The 12,882-nt window shown below is 41.1% G+C and carries 12 protein-coding genes; 10 read left to right on the top strand and 2 right to left on the bottom strand.

The window, feature by feature from the left end; all coding sequences use genetic code 11:
• Window positions 1-415 precede the first annotated feature (415 nt).
• The 3 genes from N473_RS26075 (at window position 416) to N473_RS00790 (ending at window position 2,022) form a co-directional block, all read left to right on the top strand.
• Entirely contained in the window at window positions 416-577 is a 162-nt protein-coding gene (locus N473_RS26075) for a tyrosine-type recombinase/integrase (RefSeq protein WP_155735496.1), read from the top strand.
• Window positions 578-627: 50 nt separating this feature from the next.
• Window positions 628-1,140, top strand: coding sequence for a hypothetical protein (locus tag N473_RS00795; protein WP_063366323.1), 513 nt, complete (start codon window positions 628-630; stop codon window positions 1,138-1,140).
• A gap of 432 nt (window positions 1,141-1,572) precedes the next feature.
• On the top strand, window positions 1,573-2,022 hold the full coding sequence (locus N473_RS00790; RefSeq protein ID WP_063366322.1) for a hypothetical protein: 450 nt from the start codon (window positions 1,573-1,575) through the stop codon (window positions 2,020-2,022).
• A 306-nt stretch (window positions 2,023-2,328) separates the two neighbouring features.
• Here N473_RS00790 and N473_RS00785 read toward each other — a convergent pair whose 3' ends face one another.
• Window positions 2,329-3,315, bottom strand: a complete 987-nt coding sequence (locus N473_RS00785; protein ID WP_063366321.1) for a transposase — start codon at window positions 3,313-3,315, stop codon at window positions 2,329-2,331.
• A gap of 308 nt (window positions 3,316-3,623) precedes the next feature.
• On the opposite strand from N473_RS00785, the gene N473_RS00780 reads away from it, so the two are divergent.
• From N473_RS00780 to N473_RS00750, 7 genes are all read left to right on the top strand, one after another.
• Entirely contained in the window at window positions 3,624-4,451 is an 828-nt protein-coding gene (locus N473_RS00780) for a hypothetical protein (protein ID WP_063366320.1), read from the top strand.
• Window positions 4,452-4,463: 12 nt separating this feature from the next.
• Window positions 4,464-5,243, top strand: a complete 780-nt coding sequence (locus N473_RS00775) for a hypothetical protein (protein WP_155735495.1) — start codon at window positions 4,464-4,466, stop codon at window positions 5,241-5,243.
• 24 nt (window positions 5,244-5,267) lie between these two features.
• Window positions 5,268-6,035, top strand: coding sequence for a hypothetical protein (locus tag N473_RS00770; RefSeq protein WP_063366318.1), 768 nt, complete (start codon window positions 5,268-5,270; stop codon window positions 6,033-6,035).
• Window positions 6,036-6,062: 27 nt separating this feature from the next.
• Window positions 6,063-8,375, top strand: a complete 2,313-nt coding sequence (locus N473_RS00765; RefSeq protein WP_063366317.1) for a cadherin-like domain-containing protein — start codon at window positions 6,063-6,065, stop codon at window positions 8,373-8,375.
• 49 nt (window positions 8,376-8,424) lie between these two features.
• On the top strand, window positions 8,425-8,748 hold the full coding sequence (locus N473_RS00760) for a hypothetical protein (protein WP_063366316.1): 324 nt from the start codon (window positions 8,425-8,427) through the stop codon (window positions 8,746-8,748).
• Window positions 8,749-8,901: 153 nt separating this feature from the next.
• Entirely contained in the window at window positions 8,902-9,771 is an 870-nt protein-coding gene (locus tag N473_RS00755) for a helix-turn-helix domain-containing protein (protein WP_063366315.1), read from the top strand.
• Window positions 9,772-9,865: 94 nt separating this feature from the next.
• A complete protein-coding gene (locus N473_RS00750) occupies window positions 9,866-10,243 on the top strand; it encodes a hypothetical protein (RefSeq protein WP_063366314.1) in 378 nt (125 codons plus the stop codon).
• A gap of 248 nt (window positions 10,244-10,491) precedes the next feature.
• On the opposite strand, the gene N473_RS00745 is transcribed toward N473_RS00750, so the two are convergent.
• Entirely contained in the window at window positions 10,492-12,663 is a 2,172-nt protein-coding gene (locus N473_RS00745) for a M3 family metallopeptidase (protein WP_155735494.1), read from the bottom strand.
• Between the last annotated feature and the right edge of the window lie 219 nt (window positions 12,664-12,882).

Raw genomic sequence — 12,882 nt, 5'->3', positions numbered from 1 at the left:
AGGGTTAGGTGACCTAGTCACATTGAGGTTAGTTGAATGAATAAGTTGGGACAGGCACTTTTTAATCCTCTTTTTAATCCTTTTTAAATGGCGCGAGTTGGGACAGGCACTTTTTTACTTTCGAGTTGGGACAGGGAAATAAGTTGGGACAGGCACTTTTTAAACATCAAGGAGTAATAAGTTGGGACAGGCAAAAATCTTTGGAGCCAAAGCTTCATACTATGAAGTAACCCCGTAAAGTTAGATTCAATTCTAAGCTGCTAGCAAGGCCTGATTTCGATACGCTATCGGACTCAGGCCTTTTAGTTTCAGTGGAAATAAGTTGGGACAGGCACTTTTTAAACATCAAAACTAAAAGTATAAAGAATAAGTTGGGACAGGCACTTTTTTACTTTTCAAGGTGAAGCCTAGCTAGATGCGCAAAACATTTGGTTATCATTCATATAAGCAGGGGGTTGATATTAAAACTCTACGACGTTTACTTAATCACTCAAGTGTTAAAGAAACGCTCGAATATATCGGAATTACAGAAGACAGAGTAAAAGATGTGCATATTGGGTTTGAGATAACAATTTAACAAAGCTACCTGCTGTGCTAATTTGCAACTGAACAATTTAAGGAGAAAATATGGTTAAGTTAACAAAGGACCAAAAGCGGAAAAAGAAAATAAAAGCAGCTCAAAAAGCGGCTAGAACACGGATGCATGAAGATAACGCAGCATTGAAAGGGATATCAGATGAAGAGATAGCTTTGACTATGCAACTGCTAGAAACAGCGGAGCAAGAAGGGCTTCCTGTTACTTTTGAAGAAGCGGCAAATACAGCTCGTGATGTGGTTTCAGGAAAAAGTGCAAACATGGATGACTGGCCTAGTGAGCGAGATTTCCAAAACGCATTGGAAGAGAGGTTATCCAAGCGCCTTCAGTCTACTGATTTTGAAACTTTGACAGTTGGTGGAAGCAAGTTGCGGTTTGATATGGCTATGGCTATCGATGGTTATCCGTTTGAGCTGCCTGAAGGCGCTGACCCGAGTGATTATGAGCCACTACTTACAAATGAGCAGTACATGTCCGATAGGTATGACCCAGTAATTGATGCTGTTTTTTATCGGGCATCATTAGGTGAATATCAACCAGCATAACAAAATAAGTTGGGACAGGCACTTTTTAATCAGCCAATATCATCATAGGCATGAGTTTAGGAGGAACTAAATAGAGGACAGGCTCAAATCTTTGTCTCCAAAGCCTCTCACTTTGATTTGTTCCCATAAAGTTGGACTCATTTCTAAGCGGCTATCAAGGCCTAGTTTCGATACGCTATCGGACTTAGGCCTTTAGTTTCAAATTAATTCGTTTGTGATAGGAACAGGCACCATGGTGTTGTCTGTATCTTTCCCAAACCCTGCCAAGTTATACATCCTCCTCATGCCCACTCACTAAATTACTCATAAATTTCACGCTTAATACAGTACAAAGCGCATTCCATGCATAATTCAGTTTGGGATAAATTTTTAATTAGCCCTACGATAGCTCTGCCATATGGCTTTTATTCAAATTAAATAGAGAGGTGTTGTTTGAAAAAAACAATAACGATTGAAACAATCTTAGTGATAATAACTGGCGTACTACTGACACTGGTCCGATACAGTGAAGGCGGTATTAATTCTATAAATAAAATGGCCGAAGGCGTAGAAACAAACCCTATGGTTATTTATATGCTTTTCGCGCTTCTTGGGCTTGCTATTATCAGTCGGTTGCTAAGAAAATTTTATGGTATCAATACCTATAATTATAATGCAAAAATGCAGTTTGTAGAGGAGGTATGTGAAGGTGTTGGGTCGGGTCTTTTGGGTATATATCGCTTAATAAGCGGCATGGCGATCACAGTTCCTTTTATCTGGTATTTCACCGATAGAGATGCATTTTTGTGGCAAAAAGGCTTAGGCATATTATTGATTGGTATAATGTTTTTTGTTGGTCTGCTTATACTTTCGTGGGCTAATAACAAGTCTAAAGGCGATTAAAAGTAATTTATTCAATGTTGCAAAGCTCCGCGTTTACGGGGCTTTTTTCATGCTCGGGTTGTGATAGCAATAAGTTGGAATCAATAAGTTGGGACAGGCACTTTTTAAACATCAAAACTAAATAAAGGACAGGCACTTTTTAATCAGCCAATATCATCATAGACATGAGTTTAGAAAGTACATCTTCTAGGGTTAGTTGACCTAGTCACATTGAGGTTTGTTGAAAGCAAATCACTTGAATAGGAATATTTTCATTTTTATAAACAAGCAATGTTTAAAATGGCAGACGTAAAATTGCGTTAAATACTATCCAACACCTTTGTACCAGTTCGCATCATTTTTGGCTGCATGCGCTTGCAGCGCAGTTTTAGAACCAACAAAATTCCCATACTGTGTTCCATAGTTTTGTATTTTATCTAACCAAGCTTTCTCATCAATATTGAGTAAAGTAAGTATGTTAGGAGTATTTTTTGGGATGTAACCTTTCTTTTCGGGGTGAACATGTCGGCCTGTCCAGTCAACTAGGTCAAAGTAATCCAATAATGAAAATGGCAATGTGTGCGCTTGCTCCCTTGTGCCAAAAGGTTGTAGTGCAATGGGTTGCACAGAATCTTGTACTTTTTCATTTTGTTTTGACTCTTTTGATTTTGCGCTTTGGAACTGCTTTAATCGCTCTTGAATTGATGTAAAGTCACTGTCCTCTAGCTTATTTGCCATATTCGCACGTATAGGGTTTAAATCAACATATGCCATGCAGTTTAGTAGGGCGTTTTCATCTAACAACGCTTGAGATTTATATCTTCCTTCCCAGTACTTTCCTGTGCAGCTATCCTCTTTATTTGCTTCTTTTGCGATAAACTCATTAAGGTTTTTCATATACCAACTAATGTCATAAAGTCTTGTTCGCCATTTTGCGATCAGTTCAGATACTAGTAGTTGCTCCGCCTCGCTCAGGGTTTCTCCTTGCAAATATCTATCAATGATAGGGCTACCTTTATAAAGCCGATACCACCTCGAAATTACTTCATCATCTGACCAGCCGAGTGCCTGAAGTCGATTCACTTTAACAACGAGATGATAATGATTGCTCATGATGGCATAAGCCGCGATTTCAATAGCAAATATACTGCTTAATAGTTTTACGCGCTCTACTAACCAAGTACGTCTATGGTCAAAGTTTTTACCTGTATATTTGTCATCGCCACATAAAAATGCGCGGCGAACGCAGCGTGCAATTAGGTGATAATATGGTGTAGCCGACAAGTCTATCAACGCCTTCCTTGCTCTTGTCATTTTTTAACCCTCCTTTTCACTGGATATGTAAACAGTAGTTGAGATGTGTAATTTAAGCAAAGAATTCATGTCTGTCCCAAATCCAATATGTCCCAAATCCAATATTCCCAAACTTATTCCAATTTGTGCCTGTCCAAAACTTACCCCCTATAACTAATTTGTGCCTGTCCCAAACTTAATTTGTGCCTGTCCCAAACTTAATTTGTGCCTGTCCCAAACTTACCAAACTTATTCTTTTACCATATGCATCAATACCTAATTAAGGTACAATGGTCATAAGGACAATTATCTGTTTTAAAAGCAAGTTTATGAAAAAAATGACCTTAATTTCAGCCTTAGCAGCTATGTCTAGTGGTGCGATTGCTGCATCAAGTGTTGAGCAACTAGAGGTGTATGGTGATACGGTCACATTTACTTTATCAGCGCCTAAACAACATACGCCGCCAAGCTGTGTGAGTGGTGACAATCACAACAAATGGGCAATCAACTTAAACTCCTTACAGGGACAAGCTATGTATAGCTTACTGGCGTCTGCTGTCTCCAAAGGGCAGTTAGTGTCGGTACGTTCTGCAAATCGCTGTGAGTCTTCCCCAGATATAGAGCAAGCTGCGGGGGTGTCATTGTCGACTAATTACCAAAGCCCATTGACAGCCCAACAGCCCTCTATTTATAAAGGGGACGGAGTAACAAAGTTAGGTACAGTGATAGGTTTTGACGGCGGGAGAGCTTACTTTATCCCCAATGGTGGCTCAAATCTAGTTTGGTCATACATAAAGTATCAAAACTATTATGATGACCCAGTATTTTTAAATGCACAGTGCGCAGGGGATGCTTACATTCGTACCAACCCTCGCAGTCCCACCTATATTCCTGCAGTTGATAAATATATGACACAATTAAGCAACAACCTTGCTGAAAACCGTTTGAATACAAAAGGTAATATACCTGTTTATGCTTTAGTGAATAAGGTAAATGGCAAAAGTTCGATAGTGTATAAAGCTGAATGGCAAAAGTTCGAGTATAAATATGAGTGTGTAGCTCAAAACAAGTTAGCCAGTGAATATAATAGCTCATATTCAAAACTCGAACCCATGCCTCACCCATTATGTGGTGACAGTGCTTGTGTTCTTAAATAATAAAAAATATCTATGAAATACAAATTTTTAACCTTGCTGGCGGCAGTCATGTCGGCCAGTACAATTGCTGCGTCTTCTATTAGTCACCTTGAGGTGGCTGGAAAGACGGCTATTTTCACCCTTTCTAACCCTAAAACCCATCAAGTTCCAAATTGCGTTAGTGCGGCAAATCATGAAAAGTGGGCCGTTAATCTTAGCTCTTTACAAGGGCAAGCGACTTATAGTTTGTTAGTGACAGCCCTGTCAAAAGGGCAATTTGTTACGGTTAACTCAGCCAGTTATTGTGATACTGATTTAGCAATTGAAGTAGCAGATGGTGTCTCACTTACTGCGAATACTGATCGTGATGTAACCCATGCAGTAGCGCTTTATAAAGGCGGTGGTACAACAAAAATAGGTAAGGTGATTGGGTGGAGTGATAAACATCATGGGTATGTATATACTCCCCTCACAGGCAGTATTAATCCGGATTCATATTGGCATTATTCTAAAAGATTTCCTAACAATACTGTATTTATTACACCTGATTGCTCAGGTGATATGTATGGGTGGTATTATGAAAACAACCCACTTCATTTTTATGAGGCTGTGAATTCATACTTAACGTATGCGGATGGAACTCAACACGGAGATAAGCTTTCTGATCATGGTGAGTCTCGAGTGTACGAAATGGTTGATGATACTACCTGCCAGGTTCGTACAGGAAATGTGGCCCAAGGTTATTCGCATCACCGCAAAATGATAAAAACGACACACCCTCTGTGCGGCGAAAAGCCGTGCGTTATCAAATAAATTTACTGGAAGCACCTTGTTAGTATGAAATACCTATTTTTACCCGTGTTCGCTTTAAGCGTCAACAGTGCAGTTGCTGCATCATCCATCAAACAGCTCGATGTATTGGGCCAAACTGTGACATTCACATTGGCTGAGCCCAAGTCACATCAAGTCCCAAATTGTGTCAGTGCGCAAAACCATGAAAAGTGGGCTGTTAATTTAAACTCATTGCAAGGGCAAGCAGTATATAGCTTGTTAGTTACAGCCATTGCAAAAGAGCAGCTAGTGTCAGTTCAATCTGCGAATGCCTGCGAGTCTATTACAGATGTTGAGCAGGTAAAAAATATCTCACTCATGGTTAACAATGCGATTGTAAATAGCAATGTGCCTGCAATATATGACGGTAGTGGCATGAATAAAGTGGGGAAGATTGTACGTTTTCAAAATGGGATATATGAGTATGTGCCAATTGATGGAGCTACAGATGTTGAGCGATATATAAACTATACCACAGATAGTTTTTATTTTTTAGACAGTGAATGTAAAGGGGAGTTGTATTCACAGAACTTTTCACGAACTTATCGAGATCGAAAGTTATATTCAGAGAGGTTTGGCAGTTTCTTTGGTTATTCAGACCCAGACGACACAAATAATTACCTCAATTCACAAGGTGCCAAAACAGTTTATCAATATAACAATGGAGCTTGTTTACAGCAGAATGGAACCGCGAGTGGATTTTCCTACGGTGCATTGAGGCTCGTTCCTACTACCCACCCTTTATGTGGCGATAAGCCCTGCATAATTAAATAAAACAGAATATTTGGATAAGGATTGACAGTGAAAAAGGCTGTATCAGTTACGATTATGTGCTGGCTCAGTATGTTAAGTGTGGCAGCTGGTGCATCGGGATTAGAGTTTCCGATCCATTTGCAATTTACACTTAAAAACTTGCATGACCAAGCTAGTAAAAATACAAAACCCGTGGTCACAAGCGACTATGTGACATTACAAGAAGATGGCACAGGAGAGTTCGATTTTCTCAGTAATGACTCTGATAAAGATAAGGACCTGCTTAAAATTGTCGCGGTATCGGCATTACATGGTGAAGTCCGCCTATTACCTAACGGGCGTGTGCAATATATTCCTGCCGCGCATTTTAATGGGCAAGATGAAATAACCTATTTATTGTCAGATGGGCGTTCAGTGCCTATCGAAGGTACCGCCTTTATTACCGTTAATTCGGTGAATGATGCGCCTTTGACGACAAATGATGAGGTGACCCTAATCGCCAACACACAAGTGAATATTGATGTGTTGGCAAATGACAGTGATATAGACGGCGATGCATTAACGCTCTCAGAGGTGTCGGCTAAGCAAGGGCATGTATTGATTTCAAATAATTTGGTGCAATATACCCCTTACTTTGATTATGACGGTCCTGATGAGATCACCTATTCGGTTAGCGATTCTAATGGTGGTGTTTCAGTGGGTCGAGTCAGCGTCACTGTGTTGAAAGAGAACAAACTTCCGCCTATTATCACAGCTCAGCAAGCATTGCATATGGACGAGGACACTCAATTTGATTTGAAGTTGTCTCATTTTGTTTATAGTGATGTGGACTCGTTGCCTGAAGATATTCGCCTAGAAGTTGGCAGTGGAGCCAACTATCAAGTCAAAGATTTAACGGTGATACCTAATGAGCACTATTATGGCGAATTGAGCGTGCCTGTTACTTTATTTGATGGAAAGCATCGCTCAGAGGTATTCAACACGACGCTGACGGTAGCGCCGATTAACGATCCTCCAGGGAACGAAGCAATTATGACTTTTGGTATTGTGAAGGGCGAGAAGTTTGCGTTGTTTATGTCAGGTATGGTGCGTGACCCTGATATTGACTACAACCCTGAGGGCGGTCTCGACCCCAGGCTTGAGCAATTTAGGTATATTTTTAACAAAGATGCTACAGGGACTGATGACAAGGGCTGGACAGTAAATGGCGGGCGCTTTTTACAGATACCCGGTGAGCGAAATGGACGTGTTGAGTATATCCCTCCAAGCGATCCGAATATAAGTAGCGACTATGTTTTCTTTTTTGTATACGACGATATGGGAGCTCGATCAGGGCGTGGTGAAATAACAATTGAAATAAAAGAGTCAAAGTCATCTCCAGTGATAAGGTTCCATGACAGTATTCCTGCTGTTGTAGAGGATCAGCCGTTTAGCCTAGATATGAATGCATTTAGAATTCTGTATCAAGGTTCTTTCAGCAACAATCATAAACTCCATTGGGTGATACCAAATGAGCCGGGTCGCTATACCTATGATGCAGCGACCAACTTGATCACCATTGATCCGTTGTTTGAAGGCACGGACCTTAACGTATTTGTTCAAGTCAGTGATGGCGTATCCAATTCAGGAAGTTATCGTGTGCCAGTGCGACTTATTCAAGTGAACGAGGCCCCTATAGTATTTGATGCTGAGTTTACACTCACAGGGCAACAGTCCGGTGAAATTCATTTTAGGACGGGCATGTTAATTGATCCTGAAGCGCAAGCCGCGCCCGGATTGCTCGACCGCTTTACTTATCAATTTATGACCCCGTCAGGCAGTGCCGATAACAAAACTAAGCTTGGCAAAATTGTGCGTGTCCCAGGTCAGCCTCATGGGGTATTTAGATATGTTGCCGACCCGGGTAGTACAGGCAAAGAAGTAGTACCCTTCTGGGTTACTGATGAGCAAGGGTTGCAATCACAGCAAGGGTTTATACTTTTTAATCTGGAAAATAACGAACCGGATACTGGATTGAAAGAGTTTGCGCTGAGCATTGATAAAGCGACTGCCAAAGCTGGTGACTCGGTAACATTAAGTTGGTCAGTGCAAGCACATGCGACGACTTATCGAGTATGGCATAAAGTCGATGCAGGCCAGTGGCAAGTGCTGAAATCAAACGCACAGGCTGGGCAACATCAATTTGTATTGGGTCAATTTAATGTCAGTACATATTATGTTGAGGCTTGTACTGCCACAAGTCAGTGCTGGCGCTCTAAATCGACCTCGCTATCTCAAACCAAAGGTCAAACAGGTAAAAAGCAGGTGATTTTTATCCACACCGATTTGCTTGGTAGCCCTGTAGCTGAGTCAACGAATTGATAAAATAGGGCCTTGCAGCTGCAAGGCCAATAAAAATAGAAGTGAATACATGAGAGCATTTGTTTTTTTAAGTGCACTATTGCTGAGTTTTAAGGGTCTTACCGTAGAGCAACAGTATTTAGTGACACAAGTGGACATTCAAGGTGAAGTTGTTTTGTTTAAGACACACCCACAAAAGCAGGTAACGCAATTAAGCTGTGTTGAGCCAAGTTTACAAGCGCATTGGGGAGTGGACTTAAATGCCCCGGGAAATGTGAACATTTATAGCTTGGTACTTGGCGCATTTGATAGTCAAACACCCGTGACAATTACAAGCAAACAAGCTTGCATTGCAGGCGTGGAAGCTGTTAAGGCCATTGGTGTAATGAAGTAAATTCCTGCCAGCGCGCGCAAGCACGGTATGACCTGTGCTTGCGAGCGTTTATGTTATCAATCGTGACAGGCAGTAAATTAGCAGGCAGCAAATTAGGACAGGCACAACTCATTCCTTTAAACTGTTGATACCCCACAAAGTTAATTTAGCTAGATGACATCAGAACATAAACCAGTTTTACAGACCTTGCGCTACGACTCTCAAGTCGTGATGGGACTCATGCAATTTTCTGCTCCCTATACTTATCAAGATGGCTTAGTCAATGAAGCTCGGTTGATCCATATCTTTAAAGGCCAGTCATCGTTAATTTGCGCAGGTAAGAGCTTGTCTTTAAAGGCGGGAGATACGTTGTTGATGAAGGCGGATAATTTCATTAATCGCTGGTTGGAAAGCCCACAAAGCAATGCAGTTGAATTTGTCGGCGTAAGGTTAACGCAGTCGTTAATCCAATCAATATATGAGGGTTCATTACCTGAAAAGTTTGTAGGCACTCACTCAAATTTAAAAAGCTCAGAATCTGGATCTGCCGCAGTGATCTCAAACCACACACTACTCACAGGCTATTTTACGCTGTTGAAACAGTATATTACGCAACCAGATATGACAGATTGTTTGATTGCTTTAAAGGTACAAGAACTGATAGAACTCATCATGCAAGTTGATGGTAGCAATCAAATCACGCCACTCCTGAGTGAACTCTTTTTATCTAATCAACCTAAATTACAGCAGGTTGTACAGGCACATTTATATTCTCCTTTAAAGGTCGAAGAGATGGCATTTTTATGTCATATGAGCACATCGACTTTTAATCGAAAATTCAAACAAGTGTATGGCACGAGTGCCAATAAGTACCTTGTATTAACGCGCTTAGAAAAAGCAGAGCAGTTAATAAACACCACCAATAAGCGTGTCACTGATATTGCGTTTGAGTGTGGTTTTGAAGAACTGAGTTACTTTTCAAGAGCGTTTAAACAGCACTTTAATATCACGCCTAGTGAACTGAGAAAAACACGGTCTGACTGAATAGTGCAAATCAGTGACCGAATAGTGCAAGTTACACTGAGTCAGCTCAAATAATATGTTTGCTATTAATTCACAGATATATAGGCATATTATTATGATCAAATTCGCACAAGTGCTATGTGGCATATTTGTACTTATTCTAGGCTCAGCGGCATTAACGGCGATGTTGTTTCCTTCCGTGATTAATGAACCCAGTGGTTTTAACGCTGTGACAGAGTATGGGTTTACTAATCTACGTACACTGGGGGCGCCCACGTTAAGTTTGGCGATAATTACTGCCATAGGCATTTATAAAAAATCATGGTTACTGATTTTACCCGCATCGATGTACTTCTTTTTTAACTTTTCAGCGAGAGTCATCTCAACGATGGTTGAAGGGTATGAACCTGTGATGCTATTTGGGCTTGTGTTTACATTTTCACTCTTTATCACTTCACAAGTTGCGTTACACCTATTTAGAAAAGCCAATTAGCTTAAGATACTTGTCTTAAGTCTATAAAAAATATTGATAGTGTTGTCTCGTGTATAATAGATCAGGTAAAGCTGTATTTACTTGCTTTATTTTTTATAAAGAGTTTTCTTTGCAGCAACTTAGCATGTTGTTGCATCACATATTACGGTGAGTTATCGGTATTATCGGTGGGCCAATCGCTGGGTTAGTCTTGATTTAACGGATAAAATAAAGCCGAAGTACAATGACTTCGGCTTTGGCGTTAAGACTTAGTCTAGACCTCTGTTACGCAGTAGTGCGTCAGTGGTTGGCTTTCTTCCTCTGAAGCCTTCATATGCTTCGAAGTAGTCCAACGTATCACCACGGCTGTAGATGAATTGGTATAGACGTTCAGCAGTTTCTTTATCGAAGATGTCTTTCTTCTCAAGGAAAGCGTCAAAACCGTCAGCATCTAAGATTTCTGACCACATGTATGCGTAGTAAGCTGATGAGTAACCACCTGCGAAGATGTGACCGAAGTGTGTACTGCGGTGACGCATAATGATTTCTTCAGGCTTGCCATAGCCAGTTAGGATCTTGTTTTCAAATGCGCGAACATCTAGATCTTTGACATCAGTTAGCTGATGGTATGCCATATCAACCAATGCAGATGCTGTAAATTCAACAGTTGCAAACCCTTGGTTGAATGTACCTGCTTGCTTAATTTTCTCAAGTAATTCTTCAGGCATAGGTTTGTTCGTTTTGTAATGCAATGCGAATTTCTTCAGCATTTCAGGTTGAGCAATGAAGTGCTCAAATAACTGTGCAGGGAACTCAACCCAGTCGCGAGGTACGCTAGTGCCTGCAAGTGTTGGGTAAGTTACGTTAGACAGTAAGCCGTGAAGCGCATGGCCAAATTCGTGGAATAGCGTCTCTGCATCTGAGTAACTCATTAACGTCGGCTCGCCCTCAGCAGGCTTGTTAAGGTTCATGTTATTAAGAATAAGTGGCTTAACGTCGCCAGCAAGCTTTTGCTGAGAACGGAATGAGCTCATCCAAGCACCAGAACGCTTAGTTGAACGCGCGTAGTAGTCACCATAGAATAGGCCGATTGCCTTACCTGCTTTGTCTTGCACTTCCCAAACACGCACAACTGGGTTGTATACAGGAATGTCAGTACGCTCAACGAATTTAAGACCGAATAAGCGCTCAGCTGTATAGAACTGTGCTTCGATCATGTTGTTTAATTCGAAGTATTCAGCGATTTGACCTTGGTCTAGGTCAAATTTTGCTTTACGTACTTTCTCTGCGTAGTAGCGCCAATCCCATGCTTCAAGCTCATGTGTTACGCCTTCAGCTGCCATTAGCTCTTTGATCCACTGACGCTCTTGTTCTGCTTTTTCAACCGCTGGTTCCCATACTTTTAATAGTAGGTCCATCGCCGTCTCTGGTTTGCTCGCCATTGAATTAGTTAGTACATACTCTGAGTGATGTTTGAAACCTAATAGCTGAGCGCGCTTTGCGCGAAGTTCAACGATTTCTGCAATGATGGCTTTGTTATCAAATTCATTGTCGTTGTCACCACGGTTCGCCCAACCTTTAAACGCTTTTTCACGTAGATCACGTCGGTCAGAAAACTGTAGGAAAGGTTGAACGCTAGAGCGATTAAGGGTAATGACGTATTTACCAGGTAAGTCTCTTGCCGCTGCTGCCGCTGCTGCTGCATCACGTTGTGCCTGAGGTAAGCCTGCTAAATCAGATTCTTCTAGTACTAGAGTGAAAGCACGTGAATCATTAAGAGAGTTTTGGCCAAATTCAGTGGTTAGTGCAGAAAGGCGCTCATTAATTTTTGCAAATTCAGCGCGCTCTTCACCAGTTAGCTTTGCGCCTGAACGTACAAAACTATTGTAAATACGCTCAAGTAGACGTGTTTGTTCCGCATTTAATAGCGCAGATTTGCGGTTGTCATAGACCGTTGCGATACGTTTGAAAAGTGCTTCATTCATACGAATGTCACTATAGTGGCGTGTTAGCATTGGTGAGATTTCACGCTGTAGAGACTGCATTTCATCGTTTGATTCAGTATTGGCAAGGTTACCAAATACCATTGAAACGCGGTTTAGTGTAGAGCCTGCTAACTCCATCGCTGCGATGGTGTTATCAAAATCAGCAGGGCGCTCGTTTTCAGTGATCGCATCAATCTCTTTTTTGTGCTCAACAATTGCTTGATTAAACGCAGGTAAGAAATGCTCAGTTTTGATGTCACCCAGTGGCGGTGCACCAAATGGTGTGTTCCACTCTTGGAAGAATGGGTTTTGTGCAATATTGCTTGCAGCGGCTTTTGCAGAAGCGGTATCAGTTGCTTCTACTTGTGCAGTTTGCTGCTGCTCTGGTGCGTCTGAACAACCGTTCAGTAACATGGCTGCTGATATAGCTAGCGCCAAATGAGTTTTTCTTAACACTGGATTTCCCCTAGTAAAGGTAGTGAAATTTAATATTTTTAGTTGTTCCTAGATGATACATAATAACAATACCGCATTGTTGGACTTTATCGCATAAAACGAACAGTTGAACCGAAAATACACTTATAAGGTACAATTTGTACTGATTGTTGCGAATTTTAGGTCACTAAAACGGACGAATAACGATGCAATTTTCTTTGCCTAGCATTGCTATTTTTG

This window comes from Pseudoalteromonas luteoviolacea CPMOR-1, assembly GCF_001625685.1.
GTDB lineage: Bacteria > Pseudomonadota > Gammaproteobacteria > Enterobacterales > Alteromonadaceae > Pseudoalteromonas > Pseudoalteromonas luteoviolacea_K.
Note: the sequence above shows the minus strand (reverse complement) of the source record. Positions and strands in the feature narration are given on the sequence as shown.